Annotated in this window: 21 protein-coding genes, 1 pseudogene and 1 riboswitch; of the genes and pseudogenes, 10 read left to right on the forward strand and 12 right to left on the reverse strand. The window is 34.1% G+C overall.

All coding sequences use genetic code 11. The features are described from left to right. Positions 1-137: 137 nt before the first annotated feature. The 5 genes and pseudogenes from ACYIAQ_RS05615 to ACYIAQ_RS05635 all read left to right on the forward strand — a co-directional run bounded on the left by ACYIAQ_RS05615 (position 138) and on the right by ACYIAQ_RS05635 (position 5,041). Positions 138-530, forward strand: a complete 393-nt coding sequence (locus tag ACYIAQ_RS05615) for a cytidine deaminase family protein (RefSeq protein ID WP_233551618.1) — start codon at positions 138-140, stop codon at positions 528-530. Next, positions 530-975, forward strand: a pseudogene (locus tag ACYIAQ_RS05620) (ASCH domain-containing protein). The gene ACYIAQ_RS05615 and the pseudogene ACYIAQ_RS05620 overlap by 1 nt, the downstream one beginning before the upstream one ends. A 274-nt stretch (positions 976-1,249) precedes the next feature. Further along, complete coding sequence (locus ACYIAQ_RS05625) at positions 1,250-2,809, forward strand: ATP-binding cassette domain-containing protein (protein WP_483562832.1); 1,560 nt, start codon at positions 1,250-1,252, stop codon at positions 2,807-2,809. A gap of 93 nt (positions 2,810-2,902) precedes the next feature. Beyond that, positions 2,903-3,631, forward strand: a complete 729-nt coding sequence (locus tag ACYIAQ_RS05630; RefSeq protein WP_122019267.1) for a gamma-glutamyl-gamma-aminobutyrate hydrolase family protein — start codon at positions 2,903-2,905, stop codon at positions 3,629-3,631. Between the two features lie 12 nt (positions 3,632-3,643). Beyond that, on the forward strand, positions 3,644-5,041 hold the full coding sequence (locus ACYIAQ_RS05635) for an APC family permease (protein ID WP_483564040.1): 1,398 nt from the start codon (positions 3,644-3,646) through the stop codon (positions 5,039-5,041). A gap of 8 nt (positions 5,042-5,049) precedes the next feature. Here the strand turns inward: ACYIAQ_RS05635 and ACYIAQ_RS05640 are convergent, their stop codons facing one another. The 3 genes from ACYIAQ_RS05640 to ACYIAQ_RS05650 all read right to left on the reverse strand — a co-directional run bounded on the left by ACYIAQ_RS05640 (position 5,050) and on the right by ACYIAQ_RS05650 (position 7,638). Next, positions 5,050-5,232 (reverse strand): hypothetical protein, encoded by a 183-nt coding sequence (locus ACYIAQ_RS05640; protein WP_483562834.1) that lies wholly within the window; start codon positions 5,230-5,232, stop codon positions 5,050-5,052. A 177-nt stretch (positions 5,233-5,409) separates the two neighbouring features. Continuing rightward, positions 5,410-6,420, reverse strand: a complete 1,011-nt coding sequence (locus tag ACYIAQ_RS05645) for a CAP domain-containing protein (protein ID WP_483562835.1) — start codon at positions 6,418-6,420, stop codon at positions 5,410-5,412. Between the two features lie 225 nt (positions 6,421-6,645). Next, the gene (locus ACYIAQ_RS05650; RefSeq protein WP_483562836.1) at positions 6,646-7,638 is read right to left on the reverse strand and encodes a GMP reductase; all 993 of its coding nucleotides are present in this window, start codon (positions 7,636-7,638) and stop codon (positions 6,646-6,648) included. A 192-nt stretch (positions 7,639-7,830) separates the two neighbouring features. Between ACYIAQ_RS05650 and ACYIAQ_RS05655 the strand changes: the two genes are divergently transcribed. Next, a complete protein-coding gene (locus tag ACYIAQ_RS05655; protein ID WP_483562837.1) occupies positions 7,831-9,123 on the forward strand; it encodes an adenylosuccinate synthase in 1,293 nt (430 codons plus the stop codon). Beyond that, positions 9,124-10,419 (forward strand): adenylosuccinate lyase, encoded by a 1,296-nt coding sequence (gene purB / locus ACYIAQ_RS05660; protein ID WP_483562838.1) that lies wholly within the window; start codon positions 9,124-9,126, stop codon positions 10,417-10,419. Positions 10,420-10,577: 158 nt separating this feature from the next. Here purB and ACYIAQ_RS05665 read toward each other — a convergent pair whose 3' ends face one another. Next, complete coding sequence (locus ACYIAQ_RS05665) at positions 10,578-11,807, reverse strand: MFS transporter (protein ID WP_483562839.1); 1,230 nt, start codon at positions 11,805-11,807, stop codon at positions 10,578-10,580. Between the two features lie 216 nt (positions 11,808-12,023). Here ACYIAQ_RS05665 and ACYIAQ_RS05670 point away from each other — a divergent pair, with 216 nt between their 5' ends. The 3 genes from ACYIAQ_RS05670 (at position 12,024) to ACYIAQ_RS05680 (ending at position 14,265) form a co-directional block, all read left to right on the forward strand. Further along, positions 12,024-12,869 (forward strand): helix-turn-helix domain-containing protein, encoded by an 846-nt coding sequence (locus ACYIAQ_RS05670; protein ID WP_483562840.1) that lies wholly within the window; start codon positions 12,024-12,026, stop codon positions 12,867-12,869. Between the two features lie 185 nt (positions 12,870-13,054). Next, entirely contained in the window at positions 13,055-13,513 is a 459-nt protein-coding gene (locus ACYIAQ_RS05675) for a LytTR family DNA-binding domain-containing protein (RefSeq protein ID WP_090092622.1), read from the forward strand. Continuing rightward, the gene (locus ACYIAQ_RS05680) at positions 13,510-14,265 is read left to right on the forward strand and encodes a LiaF transmembrane domain-containing protein (protein ID WP_483562841.1); all 756 of its coding nucleotides are present in this window, start codon (positions 13,510-13,512) and stop codon (positions 14,263-14,265) included. The genes ACYIAQ_RS05675 and ACYIAQ_RS05680 overlap by 4 nt, the downstream gene beginning before the upstream one ends. A gap of 192 nt (positions 14,266-14,457) precedes the next feature. Here ACYIAQ_RS05680 and thiE read toward each other — a convergent pair whose 3' ends face one another. From thiE to ACYIAQ_RS05720, 8 genes are all read right to left on the reverse strand, one after another. Continuing rightward, positions 14,458-15,117 carry a thiamine phosphate synthase gene (gene thiE, locus ACYIAQ_RS05685; protein ID WP_483562842.1) on the reverse strand — a complete coding sequence of 220 codons (660 nt, stop codon included), beginning with the start codon at positions 15,115-15,117 and terminating at the stop codon, positions 14,458-14,460. Positions 15,118-15,126: 9 nt separating this feature from the next. Next, positions 15,127-15,936: a bifunctional hydroxymethylpyrimidine kinase/phosphomethylpyrimidine kinase gene (gene thiD, locus ACYIAQ_RS05690; protein WP_483562843.1), complete on the reverse strand. Its 810-nt coding sequence runs from the start codon at positions 15,934-15,936 to the stop codon at positions 15,127-15,129. A gap of 9 nt (positions 15,937-15,945) precedes the next feature. Continuing rightward, on the reverse strand, positions 15,946-16,734 hold the full coding sequence (gene thiM / locus ACYIAQ_RS05695) for a hydroxyethylthiazole kinase (protein ID WP_483562844.1): 789 nt from the start codon (positions 16,732-16,734) through the stop codon (positions 15,946-15,948). A gap of 78 nt (positions 16,735-16,812) precedes the next feature. Further along, a riboswitch (TPP riboswitch) is annotated at positions 16,813-16,913 on the reverse strand. 817 nt (positions 16,914-17,730) lie between these two features. Then, positions 17,731-18,969, reverse strand: a complete 1,239-nt coding sequence (locus tag ACYIAQ_RS05700; RefSeq protein ID WP_483562845.1) for an alpha-L-fucosidase — start codon at positions 18,967-18,969, stop codon at positions 17,731-17,733. A gap of 46 nt (positions 18,970-19,015) precedes the next feature. Continuing rightward, positions 19,016-19,348, reverse strand: coding sequence for a PTS sugar transporter subunit IIA (locus ACYIAQ_RS05705; protein ID WP_483562846.1), 333 nt, complete (start codon positions 19,346-19,348; stop codon positions 19,016-19,018). Between the two features lie 10 nt (positions 19,349-19,358). Next, positions 19,359-20,453, reverse strand: coding sequence for a DUF871 domain-containing protein (locus tag ACYIAQ_RS05710; RefSeq protein ID WP_483562847.1), 1,095 nt, complete (start codon positions 20,451-20,453; stop codon positions 19,359-19,361). After that, entirely contained in the window at positions 20,425-21,711 is a 1,287-nt protein-coding gene (locus tag ACYIAQ_RS05715; RefSeq protein WP_483562848.1) for a PTS sugar transporter subunit IIC, read from the reverse strand. Before ACYIAQ_RS05715 ends, ACYIAQ_RS05710 begins: the two co-directional genes overlap by 29 nt. Then, positions 21,711-22,019: a PTS sugar transporter subunit IIB gene (locus ACYIAQ_RS05720; RefSeq protein WP_483562849.1), complete on the reverse strand. Its 309-nt coding sequence runs from the start codon at positions 22,017-22,019 to the stop codon at positions 21,711-21,713. The genes ACYIAQ_RS05715 and ACYIAQ_RS05720 overlap by 1 nt, the downstream gene beginning before the upstream one ends. Between the last annotated feature and the right edge of the window lie 57 nt (positions 22,020-22,076).

A 22,076-nucleotide genomic window follows, 5' to 3' on the forward strand; every position in this document is an offset into this window, starting at 1 on the left:
TTTCATTGTTATCAGTGGTAGCAAAATTTAACAAACAAGTATTGAAAGCATATTAAAAAGAGTTATAGAATGATTGCCTCAGAAAAAGAATCTACAAATAGCTCTATTATTAGAAAAAAGCTGGAGAGAGCAAAAAAATGGATCAACAATGGCAAGAGATGCTTGCGGCAGCAAAGAAAGTCCAAGGCTTTCGCTTAATTGGTAATCACATGGAGGTCGGTGGTGTAGCAGCCGCTGTTTTATCGGAGTCTGGTAAAATTTATACTGGCGTTTGTGTTGATACTGCCTGTGGGTTGGGTTTATGTGCGGAAAGAAACGCTTTAATGAGTATGCTTACTCAAGGCGAAACAAGAATTACTAGAGTGTTAGCGATTATGTCAAATGGGCAAAATGGCGCACCATGTGGAGCTTGCCGTGAATTTATTGTTCAATTAATGGAAAAAGATTATCAAAAAGTTGAAGTAATGCTAGATTATAAGCAAGCAAAAGTAATGACAATGGGTGAATTAACACCACAATGGTGGCTCTAATGAATGAAGAAACAATTAAATATTGGCAAGACTTTTGTCAAAAACATCAATTACCTCAAAGTACTCCGGTTACTGCCTGGTCATTTGGCACTACTAGTAGTGATAAATTAGCTAATTTAGTAAAGCAGCGGCTTAAAACGGCGACGACTTCTGCATATGAACTTTATGCAAAAGATGAGCCACTACCACAAGTTGGGGATTGGAATATCATCCTTGATCATGCTGCTAGGCCATTTGTGTAGTTCAAGATAAAGTAGTTGAAATAATTCCCTATGAGCAAATTTCAGCTGAGCATGCTTATCATGAAGGTGAGGGAGATCGCAGTTACCAATATTGGCGCCAAATTCATGATGAGTTTTTTCAACAAGAATATCAACAAGAAGGAAATAAGGAATTTTATCCGCAAGCGCCAATGGTCTGTGAGGTTTTTGAAAAGATTGATTAGTGTTTATTTGTTAAATAAATATGATATAATAATTATAAGATAAAAAAGAGAGACCTATACTAAAATGAAAAATTAATTTCTGAAATATTATTATGCGAAAAAGATTGATAACTCATACATTTCGATGGGTGTTTTTTGCTGATAATCAGAAATTAGTATTGAATTTAGTTTAGGTAGTCGTATTTGACACTGGCTTTTTTGTGCACTGCTAATTTAGGTTGGAAGCAACTGTTATCAGTGCTTTTTCTTTACTCAAGAAAGCGAGTTGTTAGATATGGAATATCTCAAAATTAATCAATTACTACTTGAATACCAAGGAGAAAAACTATTATATATTGATAAGCTAAATGTACAAGATAGACAAAGGATTGGCCTGATTGGTAATAACGGTACGGGTAAAACGACCTTGTTTAATATAATCAGCCAAAAGCCAGTGGCGTTTAATGTTACGGGACAAATTCAACGTAATTGTCAGTTAGTAATGGTGTCACAAATTATTAGTTACGGTAAACAAAGTGGTGGTGAAAGGGAACGACAGGAAATTGTGACGGCAATTGAGCAAATGCGCCATAGTAGTAAGAAGACTTTACTATTATTGGATGAGCCCACTTCAAATTTGGATTTTGGTCAACAGCAATGGCTCATTGAAATTTTAAATCATCTCAAAAACCCATATATTGTAATTAGTCATGATCGTCATTTTTTAACACAAACAGTCAATACAATTTGGTATTTGAACAATAAAAAAGTTATTGCGTATAAAGAATCATTTTTGAATTTTGAACAAGATATCAAAAAAAGAAGAGAAAATGAAGAAATACAATACCATAATCAGGTAAAGCAAATCAAAAAATTAAAAAAGGCGCAGCAGCGAAAGAAACAACAAGTGGATCGTGCAAATTGTAAGAAAAAAGATTTATCTTGGTCGGAATGGAAAAATCGAGATTATGGTGGTAAAGAAAAACATTTGGCGCATACACAAAAGATAATCAAGCAACGCATTGAACAAGAAACCACAAGCATAGTAAGACCATATATTCATAAACCAATAACATTAAATAATTTAAAGTGGCAATCTTCAGCTGTTTCTATAAACGATACTTTATTACGTATTGAGCCACAAAAAATAACTATTGCCCAGCATGAATTATTTACAATTAAAACGCAACTAAAACTTAAAACTGGCCAAAAAGTAGCTTTGACGGGTTCTAATGGCTGCGGAAAGTCTGTTTTTTTAAGCCAGTTAGTCGCGAAAACTTTAGCCGAATGGATTAATCCCCAAGCCCAAATTGGCTTTTTTAAGCAGAATATGAGCAAAGAAACAGAAAACAGCACAACATTGCAAGTAGCAATTCAAAAAATTAGTCAATTTGATCGGACAACTACCATGCAGCTTTTAGGGGATTTACATTTAACTAAGTCGTTGACAAATGAAATTCGCACTTTGAGTGGTGGCCAGATGATCTGTTACAGATTGGCCCGAGTTCTTCTGGGACAGCATAACTTATTAATTTTAGATGAACCAAGCAACTTTCTTGATCTTAAAAGCCTTAAAGCAGTAGAGAATTTTCTTAAAAGTTATTCTTTTGCGGTGCTTATTGTTACTCATGATCAACAGTTACTTGCAAATTTAAATTTTAAAACCTGGAAAATTCAAAATAATCAATTAGTTTCAGCAACTTCTAATTTAAGCCAAAAAGCAGTACCAGTAAGTAATGAACTTGCGCTATTAAAATTTAAACTTGCTCAAGCAATTACCGATCCCAAGATTTCGATTGCCGAGATACAGCAGCTTAGGCAACAAGTTGTGCGATTGGGTAAAAAAAGTAATTAAGCTGCTTCCAAACAGATAAATGCCAAAATTCACAAATTACTCTTATAATAGTATTAAGATAATTAATAAAGTAGACAAAAAGCAGGTGAAACAATGATAAAACCAGTTATTGGTATTTCGGGTTCAGTAATCGTTGACGCAGGAGGAATGTTTCCGGGCTATCGTCGCAGCTATGTCAATGAAGATTACGTTGATTCGGTTGTCCAAAATGGTGGCGTTCCATTTATTATTCCATATACTGATGATGAAGAAGTTATTAGGACACAAATGAAACAAGTTCAAGGGCTAATTTTGTCAGGTGGACATGATGTTGATCCTCATTTATATGGGGAAGAGTTAGATCCAAAAATTGGTGAAATTTGGCCTGCACGGGATCACTTTGATATGTTATTACTCAAATTTGCAGAGGAAATGAATAAGCCAATATTAGGTGTTTGTCGAGGAGCCCAAATCGTTAATGTGGCACATGGCGGTAGTCTTTACCAAGATATAACCGATCGCTCAGAGAAAACATTTAAGCATGAACAAGGACATACACCAGATTTGCCCACTCATCGTGTACATGTAAAAGAAGGCAGTTTTCTAGCGCGGACTTTGGGTAAAACCGACTTCTTAACTAATTCTTTTCATCACCAATTAATTAAAAAGGTTGCTCCAGATTTAAATGCTGTTGCGCAGACTGAAGATGGTGTAATCGAAGGACTTGAAAATGAGTCTGGCAATATTTTGGCGGTTCAATGGCACCCCGAAATGTTACACCGCAATCCCGACGTTAAATTTATGAATAACTTATTTAAATTTTTAATTCAAAATGCAAATTAAAGGGGGACTTTGATGAATAAGGAAAGTGGAATAAATGATAAGCTTGGCTTTTGGTCGATAGTTTTATTAGCGATTAATTCGATTATTGGTTCAGGAATTTTTTTAACGCCAGGCAGTGTTGTTAGACAAGCTGGTAGCAAAGCATTAATAGTTTACTTAATTGCAGCAACTTTTGCGGCGATTTTAGCTATTTCGTTTTCGGCCGCAGCTAAGTATGTTACGAAATCGGGTGCGTCCTATGCTTATGCCAAAGCAGCTTTTGGGGACAATATTGGTTTTTATGTTGGGATTTTACGTTATTTCTCAGCCAGTGTAGCATGGGGCGTAATGGCTGTGGGAGTAATTAAGTCAACTATTTCTATTTTTGGTGGCAATCCAGATAATATTAACAGCGTCACTATCGGATTTATTGTCTTGATGGTATTGATTACGATTATTAACGTTTTTGGTCAAAGATTTGTTAAATTAGTCATGAATATGGCTACTGCAGGTAAATTAGCAGCTTTGGTATTAATTATTGTTGCAGGTGTGGTACTTTTACTTATTAGTGGTGCTTCTCATCAGTTAAATGAAGTCGACCAAATTACGCAAAATGGGCAAAGAATTGTCCCTACATTAACTACAACAGGATTTGTAATGGCAATCGTTTCAGCCTTTTATGCCTTTACCGGTTTTGAATCAGTTGCGTCGGGTTCAGATGATATGCAAGAACCTGAGAAAAATTTACCACGGGCGATTCCATTAGCTATTTTTGTGATTGCAGCAATCTATATTGGTGTGGTGGCAGTTGCTATGGTGTTAAATCCTAGGGCATTGATGACAACTAAGCAAGTTGTAGCAATTAGTGCAATCTTTAATAATGAAATTTTGCGCGATGTAATTTTGATTGGAGCCTTAATATCAATGTTAGGGATAAACGTAGCTTCAAGTTTCAATGCTCCAAGGATATTAGAAGCAATGGCGCGTGAGCATCAGCTTCCAATGTCTTTAACGAAGAGAACCAAAAATAATTTTCCAATTAGAACATTCTTTATTTCTGAAGCATTAGCTTTGTTAGTGCCTCTTGCCTTTCAATATAACTTGGTTAATTTAATTACCCTCAGTGCAATGGTAAGATTTTTGGGATTTATCATTGTTCCACTTGCAGTTATTCTATTTTATTTTGGAAAAAATAAAGAAGCTGTTTTACCAGCTTCTAAAAATATTTGGACAGATATTGTTGTTCCGATTCTTTCAATATTATTAGTTATTTTTTTATTAATTAATTATAATTGGCAAACTCAATTTGGAATTGTGGTTAATGGCAAAGTTGTCGGTGTCAACTGGTATGTCATTTTAATGATGGTCTTTGGGTTTATCATTTTACCAGCGTTTATGTTTTGGCTTTCTAGAAAAGAAAGAAATAAGTGATAGTTATTTTAAGCCGTAAATTCAAGATAATAACTTGATTTACGGTTTTTACTTGCATTCGCACTTTTTGCTACCCAATGAAAAACTCGATTTATTTCATCAAGTTCGCCTGGATAGACTACATCAGGCGCTAAGCGATAATTGGTGTTAACTATGTCAAAGCCTTTTTTAGGTAAATAAACATCAAGCAATTAAAATTGTGCTACATTAATGCCATAACATTAACTCAATTCTTTAGGCCAATGCAGTGGTTTTGCCAAAGATTGAAGATGTCAATTTCATCTTGTTTAGGTAATTGGGTAATGATAAAAACCCCGAAGTTGTCTTAACTTCGGGGTTTTTATCATTTTAGAGATGCATTTTTTAGATTATTTCTTCAGCCACTTAGTGACTAATTTTTTATATTGATTGAAACTAATAGCACTAGATGAGTCTTTATAGTTGGCATTAAGAATGTCAACAAAGCCGTAATTACTTTTGGTCATATGAGCCATTCCCATAACGCGATGTTGTTTGTTTATCAAATTTAAATAATGACCGGCAGTCTTATAACCATTTGTACCAAAAACAGCATTATCATATTTGATATTAGACCAATTGGGAGAAAATTCATACGGTGCTAGACTGGGTGTTTTTTTAACATCCCACTTCCAATTGATTTCTTCACTCAGCCATTTAGCAACTGGTTCAGTACCTCCCGCAATATTTTCTAAGTTGTTGGTATATTCATAATAATGTGGCTGTGTTAAACCACCACGTTTTTGATAGTCAGCATCAATCATTGAGATTGCTATTAAGGGTAAAGAAACTTTAAGGGCCTTTTCACCAATTGCTGTGCGTGCTTGATTAACTTTAGCCAAATTTTTTAGTGAGACACGAATATTACTACTATTTGTAGCGTCTTGGGGACTAGTTAAATCAACATACTTCTTAAACCAAGATGGCGCTGGTTGGTTATTTAATTTTCCGGTTTTTAATAAATTAGCAGCATCTTTAGCCGCTTGTTTTTGTTTAACAGTCAAAGAATTATCGTTTGCAATAAAAATCATTAAGCTTATAGCATTTTTAGTTGTTATGCTGGATTGTTTATTTGGTGTAGTCGAAGATGTCTCTTTATTAACTGTACCATTAGATTTTTGGTCCTTGAGATACTTTTCGTAGGATGGTTTTAATAACTTTAATAGTTGTTTAAACTGCTCATTAGTTAAGTAGGGGTTCTGAGAAATAGGTTGCTTAATTACCTTAACTTTTTGCATATTAGTGTTTGCTTTGGTGTTAGATATCTCGGTAGCAGATATTTCTTGAGCAGTTTGAATTACAGTGATACCACTCAAAAAAATAAAACTTACAGTTAAAAATATTAAAAACTTTTTTTTCATATATTTCAAAAACTTTCTAGAATAAAAAATTATCGTGTATATTCTAGCATAAGAAGAAATAAAATAACACTAGCAAATTATTTACTGAACTTAGTTTTTGAATTCAATTGTATAAAAAAATCTCAGTATCGACTACCTAACAATACTGAGATAAATAATATTTTAACGGAAAATGCGCTGTATTACCACACCAAAAGATAAGTTTATTAAAAATTATTTCAAAAACTATTTATCTCCGCTCATAATTGTGTTTTTAACGATAACATAATCGACTAACTTAATTGAATTAAGATCCTTGCCACCAGCATAAGAGATTGAGGACTGCAAATCTTCTTGAATCTCTTGCAAAGTATTACGAATAGATCCTCGAAATGGTACTAGTATCTGCTTACCTTCAACGTTACGATATGCGCCTTTTTGAACCTCAGAAGCGGAGCCCCAATACTGTTTATAAGTTTTACCATTAATTTTAATGATATTACCAGGTGATTCTTCGTGGCCTGCAAGCATTGAACCAATCATGACCATAGTGGCTCCGAAACGAATTGATTTGGCAATATCACCATTGTAGCGAAGACCACCATCGGCAATTAATGGTTTGCTAGCAACCTTGCTACACATCCTTAAGGCAGCTAATTGCCATCCACCGGTTCCAAAACCGGTCTTCAGCTTGGTGATACATGCCCGCCCTGGTCCAACACCAACTTTAGTTGCATCAGCACCAGCATTTTCTAATTCACGCACTGCTTCTGGTGTTGCAACGTTGCCAGCAGTTAAGAATGTATTTGGAAGCTTATCCTTAATATACTTAATCATCTCAATTACATAAATTGAATGACCATGAGCCACATCAATTGTAATGTATTCAGGGATAATTTGTTCTTTTACAAGTTGATCGATAAAGGCATATTCTTCTTCTTTAATTCCAACAGAAATTGAAGCAAAAAGGCCCTTACTTTGCATCATTTTGACAAAGTCAAGACGTTTTTCTGGGTGGAAACGATGCATTACATAGTAATATCCGTTTTTCGCTAACCAGATAGCTAAATTTTCATTAATCACGCTTTCCATATTTGCTGGAATGACTGGTATTTTAAATGTTCGGGTTCCAAATTTAACACTTGTATCGGCATCGTGGCGACTTTTGATAATGCCTTTATTAGGAATAAGCTGAATATCATCGTAGTCAAAGGCATCCATACTGAAATAATTGCTCATAAATGTGTTTGCTCCTAAATTAAATCTTTTTCAACGATGTAACTATAATCAAAAACCTTCCGCATGTCAATTAATAAATCGAATTATATATATTAAACGGCTGATAATAGTTCGTATTTAAGTTTGACTAAAGCTGAAATAGTTGCTAGACTATTAATGTAAAATTGCTAGATTATTATGAGGTGAATGAAAATGACGGCAGTGGCAGTAGTTGGTAGTCAATGGGGCGATGAAGGCAAAGGAAAAATTACTGATTTTTTAAGTAAAGATGCAGCTTATGCAGTTCGCTCAAATGGTGGAAATAATGCGGGGCATACAATTGAAATTGATGGTAAAACTTTTAAAATGAGATTGTTGCCATCAGGAATCTTTGCTGCGGATAAGGGTGCAGTAATTGGCAACGGCGTTGTTATTAATCCAAAAGTTTTACTTGCAGAGTTAGAAAACTTAGCCCAAAATGACATTGATACTAGCAAATTAAGGATTTCAAATCGGGCGCATCTTATTATGCCGTACCATATTAAGCTGGATGAATATCAAGAAGAATCAAAGGGTGACAATAAGATTGGTACAACAAAGAATGGTATTGGACCCGCTTATATGGATAAGGCTTCAAGGGTTGGAATTCGAGTTTGTGATCTACTTGAAAAAGATACTTTTTCTGCTAAATTACAGGCTAATCTAAAAGAAAAAAATGCGTTGTTTACTAAAATTTATGATAAACCTGCTCTTGATTTTAATGATATTTTTACTGAATACTATGAATATGGACAAAAATTACGAAAATATGTGACTGATACTTCGGTTTTGGTAAATCAGGCTTTAGATGAAAATGACAAAGTCTTATTTGAAGGTGCACAAGGAATTATGCTCGACCTTGATGAAGGGACATATCCCTTTGTTACTTCATCAAATACAATTTCTGGTGGCTTAGCCAGCGGAATTGGGGTTGGCGGTAATCGCTTGCAAACAGTAATTGGTGTATGCAAGGCTTATACGACTCGTGTTGGTGCCGGTCCTTTTCCAACAGAATTACTGGATGAAGTAGGAGATCGTATTCGAGAAACTGCTCATGAATATGGAACGGTTACTGGTCGACCACGTCGAATCGGTTGGTTTGATGCAGTTGCTTTAAGACATGCTAAACGTGTTGCGGGCATCAATGCTTTAAGTTTGAATTTACTTGATATATTTAGCGGTTTTGAGACTGTCAAAATTGCCACTACTTATGAACTAGATGGGAAAAAGATTGACTATTATCCTGCAAGTTTAAAAGAACTTGAACGCTGCAAGCCAATTTATGAGGAATTGCCTGCTTGGAATGAAGACATCACAGCTGCTAAAAAGTGGAGCGATTTACCTGTAAATGCTCAAAAGTTTTTAAACCGAGTTGCTGAACTAGTTGGTGTACCGTTAGTGACTGTTTCGGTGGGACCAGATCGCGAACAAACAATTGTATTACAAAATCCATGGGAAAGAGGATAAATGTTAGAACGATATACACGCCCTCAAATGGGGAAAATTTGGTCAATTGAAAATAAATATGCGGCTTGGCTAAAGGTAGAATTTGCTGCAACTAAGGCATGGAGCGAAGTAGGAGTAGTACCTAAAACAGACGCTGATAAAATCACGCAAAATGCAAAATTTACGGTTGACAGAGTTGCTGAGTTTGAACAGGTGACACATCATGATGTTGTAGCATTTACAAGAACTATTTCCGAAAGCTTGGGTTCAGAAAAGAAGTGGGTCCATTATGGATTAACCTCAACAGATGTGGTTGATACGGCTCAGGGCTATATTTTAAAGCAAGCTGATAAAATTATTCGTCAAGATCTACTTGCTTTAAAAGAAACAATTGCACAGAAAGCGCGCAAATATAAATATACTGTTGAAATGGGACGTACTCATGGTGTTCAAGCTGAGCCGACTACTTTTGGTCTCAAACTTGCTCGTTGGTATGCTGAAATTAATCGTGATTTTGAGCGCTTTGAACATGCAGCTAAAGGCGTTGAGTCTGGTAAGATTTCTGGAGCAGTTGGGACTTTTGCTAATGTTCCTCCTGCAATTGAAACTAGTGTTTTAAAGCAATTAGGGTTAACACAGCAGCCAATTACTAGTCAGGTATTACCACGGGATTTGCATGCTGAGTATATTGCAACCTTGGCACTAATCGCGACAAGTATTGAAAATTGGGCTACAGAAATCAGAGGACTTCAACGTTCAGAAATTCATGAGGTTGAAGAGCATTTTCGTGCAGGTCAAAAAGGATCCTCAGCAATGCCCCACAAACGTAATCCAATTGGATCAGAAAATTTATGCGGAATGGCTCGTGTTTTACGTGGGCAAATTATTACGGCATATGAAAATATTAGTTTATGGCATGAACGGGATATTTCGCATTCAAGTGCTGAACGAATTATTTTACCAGACGCTACTATTGGGCTCGATTATATGCTTGATCGATTTAATCGTATCTTGATGAATTTGGATGTTTTTCCAGAAACAATGCGTAAGAATATGGATAAAACATATGGCTTGATTTATTCGCAAAGATTATTGTTAAAGCTGATTGATGAAGCGGGATTATCGCGTGAAGCTGCCTATGATATGGTGCAAAAATTAACGACCAAATCTTGGAACGAAGGTCGTTTATTTAGAGAACTGGTTGAAGATAGTGACGTAATGACCTATTTATCCCAAGAGGATGTGGCAGACGCCTTTGATTATCATTATCACTTAAAGTATGTTGATGAAATTTTTAAAAAGGTTGGATTAGAATAAAATCTAATTTAATAATTTTAAATATTCTATATATAGGTATTAATGGATTCGATCTAGTGGTACAACCACACGATTTATAGCACAAATGATTTGGATATTAAATAATTAATAAAAAAGAGTAAATGAATTACTCTTTTTTTAATACTCATAAGTAATTGCTATTTATTGACCTTAATCATTACGATCAGAGTAGCAATGAAAACTATGGCACTAAGTCCCAAAACACCGTATAGGGCATAATTAACATTGATTGTACCAGCAATCGTGGTAAATAATGTTGTCATTAATGGACCAGCAATTGCTAAGATTGTGTTTAAAAGCCCTGCTGAAGAAGCTAAAATTTTGCGATCTACGGAGATAACCAACCATTGCATTAACTTAGGGCTGCTCGTACCAGCTAAGAAGCCAAGAGTGGTCATTAAGATAAGGCAAAGTATGCTGCTCTTGTTCAAAATGACAACGGCCATAATGGCACTATTGATAGTAGATAATAAAGATAGCTGGAAAAGCGACGTGTTTTTAAGGAGTTTGGTGCCGACTGCACTGCCAAGAGCTAAGCCGATTGCTGTAGCAGCTCCTAGAAGTGCGATGGTGAAACTATAGCTGCCGATAAGCATGCTTTTGTTGCCGGCAATAACGATTGAAATTAATGGCTCAACAGAGCTGAGCAAACCATTAAGCATAGCTACAACTAAAACAATTGTTAAGAGTCCGTGGGCTTGCCGTACTTGCTTGAGTGATGAACCAATCGTGGCAAAAAAGTTTTGGTCATTGACCTCTTCTTTCTGGTCAGGCTGCTGCTTGCGAACATTTGCCCCAATGTTGGCGTAGAGTAAGCCAGCTGCTAAGAAGGTTAGAGCATTGACAATGGCTAGTTCTGAATATGACATGAAGAGCAGGAGCCCGGAACCGACAAATTGTGCGACTAGCGTAATTAGTTGTGATACGCCGCCTGTAAAACCCTGGGCTTCGGCCATTTCATTTTCACCGACGAGGCCAACGATTAGAGGCGTTTGTAAACCGCTAGAGTACATGCCGGATAGATCAGATACAAAGTTGAGTCCGATAACCATTAAAACCAGGTTCCAGCCGGCAATATTGGTGACGAAGAGCAGGCCCACCAGCATGTACAAAGCAAAGCGAATGACTGCAAGCCAGACAATTACGCGGTATTTATTGTGCGTCCGGTCCGCTAGGTAGCCACTGAGACTTTGAATTAAGTCTGGTAGTGACTCGGTAATCGCAATTAAAGATAATGCCAAGGAATAATTTTTCAATTTGCTAGCATAAGTCATGAGAGCCAGGTAGAAAAGGATGTTGCCTGCGCCGGATAACCAGCTGGCAAGAGTAAATTTTCTGTAGTTTTTATTCTTTAAAAAGATGTTCATAATATTTGCCTCTCATTTCTTAATTTGATGATATTTTTATTATAAAAGAGCTATAATTTTAAGCATAAAAATGTCGTATTCGAAATTTTATAGTTAAATAAGAAAGAGGCAAGTGAATCAGAACAAATATAATATTAATACTTATTGGGAAAAATAAATTCAGGCGTAATAAAAATTAAAAATATAGTATTACAAGTAACAGGAATGGAGAAAATTATGACTATTGGTAGCTTATTAAGAAAATTTCGACTGAATAAAGAAAAAACTCAACGAGAGTGGATTGGGGATATTGTAAGTCCTTCCTATTACTCTAAGGTAGAAAAAGATATTCATCGTATTTCTGCAGAAGATTTAGTAAGTTTACTGAATTATAATTCTGTCTCTTTACTTGATTTTTTTGGTGAACTAAATAGTTCTAAACAATCAAAATATAATCAAGAACGCGAATTAATGACTGTAATAAGTGATGCTTATTATCGGAATTCAAAAAACGAATTGTTAAAGTTGAAAGAATTTGTTAGTAAAAGTGATCTTCCTAATAAAGAGACTGACTTGCTTTATCTTGATGCTTATATTGCTAATGTAAATAATGAAGATTTAAATGATATAGAAAAAAAGGCTCTAAAAGATCAAATCTTTAGTAGACCTAATTTTGATAAGTCTAAGTTAGTGCTGTATTGCAATTTTATGATGTTCTATGATCTTGAAAGCAATTTGTTAATTACTAGAAAGATAATTAAGCAATTCCAAGGATCCAATGATGTGAAGACGTTGGCAATGATTTTAAGTGTTATTGGTAATTTATTAATTCAGTGTATTGAAGAGAATGAATATGATGCAACACACTTTTTAATTATAGCTGCAGATCAAATTGATACTAAACCTGAATTGTTTTTTTATAAAAATGTCATTTTGTTACTCAAAAATATGATTGAGTATCATTACAAAGCAGAAGATAAATATTTAGATATTTGTCGAATAGCAATTGAGAATTTTTCTTTATTGGGTATGCCTGAGTATGGCAAAGAATTAGAACGATTTTTTAAAAAACAAAATGGTTAATCATTAGCTGGTGATCTTTCTTGGCAGAATCTTTTCAATTACTTGTAAAAAAATTATGACTATTATATTCACTTATTAAAATTGACCGCTTACTTAGATAAAGGAACCACTTGCACCATGTTGCTGGCTTTTACGTTTAAATTAGGGTTTAATTAAAATTACCAATTGAAGGGCAGGTGAGAGTTTTGAAAGTTAAAATTGATTTGAATGCGGATACTGCTGAAACAATGGTTACTATTCAGGCACCAGAATTAACAGCTGAAGTGGAAGAAATCTATCGGCAACTGCAAGAACTAAGTGAACGACCCAATCAATTAGAATGTTACAAAAATGAGCTGACATACTATTTAAATTTAGATGATATTCTATTTTTGGAAACTGAAGGTCGCCAAGTAGTTGCGCATACAAAAGGTAATTCTTTTAGCGTTAATTATAAATTATATGAATTAGAGAAATTACTTAGCTGGCAGTTTATGCGTGTTTCTAAATCAACTATTTTAAATTTAAAACAGGTTTATGCATTAACTAGATCAATTTCTAATTGCCAAGTACATTTTCGAGATTCTTACAAAGTTGTTTACGTTTCACGCCGTTATTATCATAATTTGAGTGATAAATTAAATGAGAGAAGGTCCTTATCATGAGAAAACAAAAGATTAAAGAAATTTTGTGGGGCATTGGTTTAGTGGCAGCAGCCGTTTTCTTAATTCTTAATCAATTACAGCTTTTATCTTTTCACTTAGGCTTGGCCACTATTTTTTGGACAGTGATTTTTGCAGTAAGCTTAATCAATAGCCTCGTTAATCATAATTTATTTGGTACAGTATTTTCAGTCGCTTTTTTATTAATTGTTTATGCTGAGCCACTACACATCACCAGTATTGTTCCGTGGACGTTACTTTTAGCAACTTGCTTAGTGTATGCGGGATTACATTTGATTTTTGCAAAAAGTTGGCATCACTATCACACATCTTATTTTTTCAATAAGCGTCAAAGCAGAGGTTGGACGGATGGCGAATTCACCTCTACCAAAAGTGATTTTGGTGATGACGACAATGAAAATGATGAACGTCATATCGTGATTAACCAAAAATTATCGGAAGTTTCGCGCTACGTTCATTCACAAAACTTAGAAACAGTCACTATTAATTCAACAATGGGTACAACTAGTGTCTATCTAGATTCTGCTAAACCTGCTGGCGATACGGTGGTAATTAATGTCAATGCTTTAATGAGTGAGATCGCAATCTACTTGCCGTTGTCATGGAAACTTAAAGACAATTTAGCTACTATTTTGGGTGAAGTAGAAATCAACGGTACAGCAAAAGGCAATGGTCCAACGGTAATTCTTCAAGGATCAAGTAGATTTGTCTCAATTTCGATTAATTATGTTTAAAAGAGCCGTAACAATGCACCTAACTGTATTAAAAAATGCCCTAGTATCGAAAAAATTTGAAGCAAAGTAAAGATTACTCTTATGAAGTATATTTAAAGAAGCTAAAAAAGGCAGTACTTAAGGTAGTACGGTAGTACTGCCTTTTTTGAAGATAACTAAGGTTTTAAATAACGAGGAAGAAGCTAACAGCTATTATTGTCGCTGCCAATTGGTGGTAAGCATTGCTGTAACAGTCTTTTGAATGTTCTTACTTTGGGAAATCATTGAAATAACTGCTGCGCCAGCTGCTCTAGTTTGAGCAATTGCCGGCAAGTCATAAGTAGTTATCCCACCAATTGCAACAATAGGTCGTAATGAATGTGTGACTAATTGCCGTAAACCATCAAGACCAATTTCAGGATCAGCGTCATTTTTTGACTGAGTGGCAAAAATTGGGCCACAACCATAATAGTCAATCCCATTAATTCGGTTACCTTGCTCAATTTCAGGTAGAGTAGAACAAGAATAACCAACAATCATTTGTTGACCAACATCAGCAATAACTTGTTCAATTGATTCATCAGTTTGTCCCACGTGAATACCTTCGGCTCTAACCTCTTTTGCTAAGTTGACATCATCGTCAACAAAAAAGGGTACGTCATATTTTTGACAAAGTTCGTGTAACTGAATTGCCATTGGTAAGCGATCTTTTTTACTTAGAGTCGATTTAGCTCCCTTATCACGAAACTGATAAGCTGTTATTCCTGCTTTTAATGCTTCTTCCACAAGCTGTGGTAATGTTTGGTGAGGAGAAAGATCCTGTGTGCCACAAATAAAGTAAGAATGCAGGATATTAGATTTAAATTGTTTCATATTTTTTTCCTATCTAACTTTGGCCCAGTGATTGAGTGGACCATGGCCATGACCGACCTGAATAGTTTGTTCAATGGTAGCAGCAACATATTTTTTGGCAACTTTAATTGCTGTTGGTAGCTCATTTCCGAGAGCTAATTGAGCGGCAATTGTTGCTGCTAAAGTATTACCCGTTCCGTGGGTACGTGCTGTATTTGTGCGTGGACTGCTTATCCAAAAATCAGTGCCATCTTCTAAAAGGGTATAGTCGCTAACATGTTTATCTTTAGCATGTCCCCCTTTAATTAACACGTTTTTAACACCCATTTTTTGTAAGGTAAGTGCTAATTTCGGATATTCTTCTTTCTTTGTTATTTTTATTCCGGTTAGTTCTTCAGCTTCAGGTAAATTGGGTGTGACAAGATCTGCTAAAGGAAGTAATTCTTCTCTAACGGTTGTAATCGCATCTTTACTTAATAAAGTAGCACCTCCCTTGGCTATCATTACCGGGTCAACGATAGTAGGACCAAAATTGTATTTTTGTAAATTAAGTGCAACTTGGTGAACATGAGCTGAATCACCAAGCATGCCGGTTTTGCAAGCCCGAATTTTGAAATCATTAGCTAGAGAAGCAAACTGGGCATCAACCATATCTAAGGGAAGTAAAAATGAGTTTTGTACACCCAAAGTATTTTGGGCTGTAACAGCTACTACTACTGCTGTACCAAAAACATGTTGCATTTGAAATGTTTTTAGATCAGCCATAATCCCAGCTCCACCACCTGAATCGGTACCTGCAATAGTTAGCACTTGCGGAAAAGAATTAATTTCTTGCTTCATGGTTATCTCCTAATCAAAATGAGCGATTTTTTCAATATCAGCAGGTTGAACCTCAGCTAGATAGTCCAGCAGGTATATACCAAATGAACCAGGTCCAACTTGAGGCTGATTTTTGACGAGCAGTTCCCCTGTAGCAGCGAAAATTAGTGTAGCAATTATTGCTGCTTCATAAGGATCTTTTTCAATAGCTGCAAAAGCTGCGACAATACTGGAGAGCATGTCTCCTGAACCAACGTGCGCTTGGAATAAGGGCGTTCCGTTATAAATATGTGTAACGTGAGTACTATCGCTAATTGTATCTGTAGCACCACTAGCAATTACAACACAGTTAAATTTTTGAGCCGTTTTTAAAGTAATCTCATCTAAATCATTATTGCCATCTCCTGCATCAATTCCTTTAGATTGCCATTCAAAATTACCTAAAGTAGCAATTTCACCAGCATTTCCACGAATAATTTGAATTGGGAATTCCGATAACAAATGTATAGCCGTGTCAAGTCGGTATTTGTTCGCACCAACTGCGACAGGATCAAGTATAATTGGTTTATTATCTGAGGATGCTTTTGCTGCGATTTTCTCCATATATTCGACTTGGAGCTTGGTTAAGGTGCCAAGATTAAGGGTGATACTTGCAGCTAATTGAGCCATTTCTTCAGCTTCTTCGATTTCCTGACTCATGATAGGCGATGCACCGATGGCATTAAGACCATTGGCTACATCTTGAACAGTAACAAAATTGGCGGCATTTAAAACAACGGGATTTTGTTGTCGTAACTTATTGAGCATGTCTAACTTCATAATTCATCTCCTAAAAATAAAGAACCATGGGCTTTTTCGAGCAAATAAAAAGCTTTGATACCGGATGGTGTCAAAGCATAATTGGATAAGGCACGTTCCTACGCAAGAATTAGCTTACAGGTTCAAAGGGTCTGGAAAAAATTCCATCTCAGCCTCAATGGGCTCCCCTCGTGTTATCACTTTTATTATAGCGATATTTAAGAAGTAGTACAATATAAAATGCTAAATAAAGGTAGTTTATAAAGAGAAAGAAAATGATTAGATTTACAGAAAAACTTTATGAAACTGTATATGATCTTTGGCAACAGAGTATGAAACATCCATTTATTATCGAATTAACAATCAATAATTTGCAAAACAACTAATAGAATTGAACTTGAATATAAATACAAGTTCAAGAAGTATAAGTTTCCAAACTTCAGATGATGAATTTGCTAAAGCTAAACTACTCAAGGCTAGTTATGAGCTTCCAATTGAAAAAATTGATACTGAAGAAAAAGCAGAAGCTTTTTAAATGATGATGGTGGATATTAATGGGTGCGGATACTTTATATTGGGCTTATGTTAGTTTCATTGATATTAAGGGTGGTAAAACTCGTCCAGTTTTATTTTTAAGACAAGATTAAAAAAGCTATTTTCTTTTTAGACTAACTTCAAAATATAAGGATAAATCTTCTCTTTTCAAAAATAAATATATTGAAATAAAGGATTGGCAACAGGCAGGATTAAGCAAACCTTCATGGGTCGATATTTATAAAATCTACGAATATTATCAAAGATGGATCGATACGTATGACTGCGAATAGTATAAAGCAAATGTTAAAAGAATACTAAATCTGACAGATTTAATTGCTGAAAAGCAACGCAACAAATGAAGATAGCAGTTATTACGAGTTACAATTTTGGTAAATAACTTATGAAAAAGAATAAAAGAAAACACACGATTTCTCTATAATAAAGAAATCGTGTGTAAAAAATAGATTTGACCAAATTTACCTAACGTTGTTTATAAAAAATTTTAGCAACGCGCTCAATTAAATTTGTTCCATATTCAAAACCATCAGCTAAAATTTCTAGTCTTTTACTATTTATATTTTGGCTGAATTTTACACTTTTATTATTATCTAACCAAGTAATATGATCGATTAATCGATTATCCCAGTCTTTAAATATAATATTACGATCTTTTTCTCCACCAAGGACTACATTATTATTTCCAACGTTACCTAAATTATCAACAAAGAGATAACGTCCTTTAATAAAATCATAATTATTAGAAATTGAAGTATTAGTTAAGTTTTCATAATTAGGAGTATTATAAATTGCTTCGTGATTTATATTCATCCATTTTCTAACAACTTCGAGTAATGAACGACAGTGAATGTTTAAAGATCCGTCAAATTCTGGTCCTACGTTGATTAATAAATTTGCTCCAACTTTGCGTGTACGACAAATTTGTTCAATCAATTGTTGGGCAGAAATATAATTAAGATCATTTTTAGCATTTCCCCAGTGTTTGTTTAATGTTAAAGACGTTTCTGCCGCAAAATAATGATTATGTTGCACGTGATTAATGTTTTTGGGATTACCACGTTCAAATGTTAAAACATCTACGTTTGTGCCATCATTTTGGCCCTGTTTTTCTAATCCTGTATTATTTGTAATAATTGCTTGTGGTTGTAATTCTCTTATTTCATTGTAAAGTTTTTCTTCTTGCCAATCAGCTTTAGGCTTATTCCAATTTCCATCAAACCAAAACCCACTTATTTCACCGTAGTTAGTACAAAGAAGTTTAATTAAATTGCGTAGTTCTTTTAAATAACCATTAAAATTTTGATAATATTTGTTATTATTCCAATCATAAGTAGCAAAATAGATAAATGGTTTAATTTTTTGTTTATGACATTCACTAGTGAAAATTTTAATAATATCTTTTTTAAATGGAGTATGTACACTATCAAAATTACTGATTCCTTTAGTATCAAATAGATAGAAACCATCATGGTGTTTAGCAGTTAATACAATATATTTAAATCCTGACCGTTTTGCCATTCTAACTAAATTTTTAACATTTTCTTCTGCAGGATTGAAGTTCTTAAAAGCAGTTTGATACTCAGGAATATTTAAGATGTTTTGAGACCATTCTCCCCTAGAAAACTTTGAATACAACCCCCAATGAACGAATAATCCTATACCCATTTTTTCAAAATTTTTAATTTTGGTTTCTATTTGCATAATTTTTCTTTCAATTGATTTATAATTATTAATTTAAAAAAAGTTTTTATTTGTGCAATTGATTTTGTTTCAATTTATTTAATTCTAAATTAGTTTCAATTAATTCATTTGCAAAATCTAAAAAGCTTTCTGCTGTAATCATTTGATCTTCTGCATGCATATAAAGAGGATCAATTTTGCTTTTACCAGTTTTAGCAAAAGATGATAAAACTTTCATATGAGCCTGTTGAGCTTTTTTAAGTTCTTCTTTTGCTGAATTAATCAGTGGGTATGGATCCATATTGCTAGTTCTAGAGCGAGTGACTGCTTCCATAATTTCAGTTTTGGCTTGTCCTGAGTGGCTAATAATTTCAAAACTAATTTCTTCTAATCCTTCCATAATTTCTCCCTTAATAGTTATCGATATCAATGAATTTAAATTTATCCCACGGATCAATAAAATTAATGAATTGTAAGTCACTTGGTATTATTTGTGCTACTACATTCTTTAAATGATCTTGATTATCCATTTCTTGTTTAACAATATTTAATTCTCCCTTATACTGTTTAAAATTGTTATTACCAATTGTAATCATTCCTCGTTTTAAAGTATTTATAGGATTATTGACTGGTAAATCTTGATGATTATATTTCAATTTTACAAAAGTAGAGCGTATTGAATAACTGTTAATATCTCCTCGATTAAAGTGAAGATTATTAAGAACAATTTCTTTTTCTAAATCTGTAACTGTTGGAATAAATTTAATAAAAAATTGTGGAATATTTAAATTTAATTTTGCGATTTTCTCTAATTCTTCTTTACTAGCAAAGGAATTCCCTATGATAATATCATCAATTAATTGTGTATTAATTAAATATTGAGCTTGTTTTTCTATTGGTAATTCTCTATGAATTTCTAAAGTAGGTAATCCTGCATTATAAGGATGTGGTCCAATTTTAGCAGAAGGAGAAGAAATAAAAGCGGCTGTACGAATTCCTAAATTGTGGTATTTACGAGTTGTATTTAAGAAATAATTTGTATCTAAGCCGGTATAACGTTGTGGGTAAAAATTGTGGCAACCTATAATTTTTTCTTTAATAGGCTTATAGCTCAATATATTAGCCAAATTTCCTGTATCATTGCTAATATTAATTTCAATTGTTAAATCTTTATTATTATAAGTCATAATTGATTCAGGCAGTCCATCAAAATTAGAATCTAATCTGACAATATCAGCACCTAATTCTTTGAAAAAAGACAAATCATTATAACTTATATTTAAGCTATCAAATAAATTTGGATTAACATCTAAACTGATCCACATCTTGCGTTGACGAGCATGAAACAAAACTTTTCTGAATTGATTAATGATCTTATCTTTATTACCGTTTAGCTCCAATAAACTCGTAAAAAGTCGAGTATATCCAATATCTGCAGCTTGATCAATATAACGAATACAGTCATCTGTGTTACTTTTATTTGGATAGACTGATATTCCCTTCATTTGTATTTTCTCCTTGTTCTAATTTTAATTGGTTATGATCAAACATTTTAAAAAATGGATAGTAGATAACCATTGAAATTAAGATATTAACGATACATAAAATAATTGCACGCCAATCAAAACCTGTGGCCATCCATGCTCCAATTGGTCCAGGTAATGTCCATGGAGCAACTGCAGTTGTATAAGCCACTAAATGTAATTTCATTGCTATATAAGTTACAGCAGCCATTGCCGTAGGTGCAAGCACAAACGGGACTGCAAAATAAGGATTCATGATAATAGGGATACCAAAAATTAGTGGTTCATTAATATTAAAGATAGCGGGAACGATTGTGACAGCGCCCATTGTTTTGCTAAATTTAGACTTTCCTAATAATAAAAGAATTGAGAGAGAGAGAGTAGCACCAGCACCGCCAACCCACACAAACCACTGGAAGAATTGTTCAGTCATAAAGTGAACAGGGGCATGATTATGTGCTATTGCAGTTACATTAGCATTAAGATTTGCATACCAATATGGATAAAGAATAGGTGTTGCAATAACCATACCATGAACACCAAAAAGCCAAATAATAGTTATCAAAAGAACTGGAATGATTGCTGATAGGAAAGTATCCTTGCCAAAGTAACCGATTGGAGAAAAAATCCAGGTTAGAATTGCATTAATATCAAGTTTAAATATTTCCTTAAGAATAAAAGATACAAGTATAATTATAATACCAGGAAATAAAGCGCTAAAAGAATTACCTACAGCAGCAGGAACTCCATCTGGCATAGTAATTACTAGATGTTTTTCATTAAAGAAGCGAACAACTTCTACTGTAAAGATGGCACAGAGAATTGCTGTAAATAATCCCTGTGCTCCCATATTACTAATAGACATGTATGTTCCTGCTGTAATGCCAGCTTTAGGTTTATCTAAAACTATTGGTTGAATTGCTAGTATAAAGAAAGACATTTCTGCAAGAACACCAGTTGAAATTGGATCAATTTTATAATATTTTGACAAATGAGCAGTAATTGAAAATACACAGTAGACAGCCATTAAATTTATGGAATAATACATTGGTACTGATAACATTGAAGAGTATGGCTGAATAAAATGTTTCCATGAATCAATTGGTAAATTTAATAAAATTGTAAAAAAAGAACCAATTATTGAAACAGGAATAATAACAGACATACCGTCTCTAATAGCTGTCAGGTAGCGGTTATTTGCAACTTTACCCATTTTTTCCGAAATAGAATCAAAGTTCATTACTCTACCTCCTTGATTATTAATTCATATAGCTTATCTATTCTAGCTGGGGTGTACATAGTCATAGGAATTAGAATGAACTTTGCTTTTTTCTGTTTAGCTTCTTTTTCAAAATCCTTTTTCTTAAAAGAGACTTGAGGAGCTAATAAAATTAACTGATAGTCTGTTTCATTTAAGTCATCAGACACTTTGTCGATGCTTGTTTCATGGACATTCCAATTTTTATTGTGCTTAGTAGCTTCGCGTGTCAAAGCTGTTGCTAAGAGAGAAGAACTCATGCCACCACCACATGCTAATAAAATATTCATAATATTTCTCCTTTACGTGAATCGTTTCAAGTTTTACAAAAAATAAATAATTTGAAT

The organism is Lactobacillus sp. X-49 (assembly GCF_057063645.1).

Excerpts from the sequence above, each read along its gene's own strand:
- ACYIAQ_RS05625 (WP_483562832.1), top strand. The coding sequence starts at position 1,250 with ATGGAATATCTCAAAATTAATCAATTACTACTTGAATACCAAGGAGAA.
- ACYIAQ_RS05680 (WP_483562841.1), top strand. The coding sequence starts at position 13,510 with ATGAGAAAACAAAAGATTAAAGAAATTTTGTGGGGCATTGGTTTAGTG.
- ACYIAQ_RS05705 (WP_483562846.1), bottom strand. The coding sequence starts at position 19,348 with ATGGAAGGATTAGAAGAAATTAGTTTTGAAATTATTAGCCACTCAGGA.
- ACYIAQ_RS05710 (WP_483562847.1), bottom strand. The coding sequence starts at position 20,453 with ATGAAGGGAATATCAGTCTATCCAAATAAAAGTAACACAGATGACTGT.
- thiM (WP_483562844.1), bottom strand. The coding sequence starts at position 16,734 with ATGAAGTTAGACATGCTCAATAAGTTACGACAACAAAATCCCGTTGTT.
- ACYIAQ_RS05630 (WP_122019267.1), top strand. The coding sequence starts at position 2,903 with ATGATAAAACCAGTTATTGGTATTTCGGGTTCAGTAATCGTTGACGCA.
- ACYIAQ_RS05665 (WP_483562839.1), bottom strand. The coding sequence starts at position 11,807 with ATGAACATCTTTTTAAAGAATAAAAACTACAGAAAATTTACTCTTGCC.
- purB (WP_483562838.1), top strand. The coding sequence starts at position 9,124 with ATGTTAGAACGATATACACGCCCTCAAATGGGGAAAATTTGGTCAATT.
- ACYIAQ_RS05615 (WP_233551618.1), top strand. The coding sequence starts at position 138 with ATGGATCAACAATGGCAAGAGATGCTTGCGGCAGCAAAGAAAGTCCAA.
- ACYIAQ_RS05700 (WP_483562845.1), bottom strand. The coding sequence starts at position 18,969 with ATGCAAATAGAAACCAAAATTAAAAATTTTGAAAAAATGGGTATAGGA.
- ACYIAQ_RS05645 (WP_483562835.1), bottom strand. The coding sequence starts at position 6,420 with ATGAAAAAAAAGTTTTTAATATTTTTAACTGTAAGTTTTATTTTTTTG.
- ACYIAQ_RS05670 (WP_483562840.1), top strand. The coding sequence starts at position 12,024 with ATGACTATTGGTAGCTTATTAAGAAAATTTCGACTGAATAAAGAAAAA.
- thiD (WP_483562843.1), bottom strand. The coding sequence starts at position 15,936 with ATGAAGCAAGAAATTAATTCTTTTCCGCAAGTGCTAACTATTGCAGGT.
- ACYIAQ_RS05650 (WP_483562836.1), bottom strand. The coding sequence starts at position 7,638 with ATGAGCAATTATTTCAGTATGGATGCCTTTGACTACGATGATATTCAG.
- ACYIAQ_RS05635 (WP_483564040.1), top strand. The coding sequence starts at position 3,644 with ATGAATAAGGAAAGTGGAATAAATGATAAGCTTGGCTTTTGGTCGATA.
- ACYIAQ_RS05655 (WP_483562837.1), top strand. The coding sequence starts at position 7,831 with ATGACGGCAGTGGCAGTAGTTGGTAGTCAATGGGGCGATGAAGGCAAA.
- ACYIAQ_RS05715 (WP_483562848.1), bottom strand. The coding sequence starts at position 21,711 with ATGAACTTTGATTCTATTTCGGAAAAAATGGGTAAAGTTGCAAATAAC.
- ACYIAQ_RS05720 (WP_483562849.1), bottom strand. The coding sequence starts at position 22,019 with ATGAATATTTTATTAGCATGTGGTGGTGGCATGAGTTCTTCTCTCTTA.
- thiE (WP_483562842.1), bottom strand. The coding sequence starts at position 15,117 with ATGAAACAATTTAAATCTAATATCCTGCATTCTTACTTTATTTGTGGC.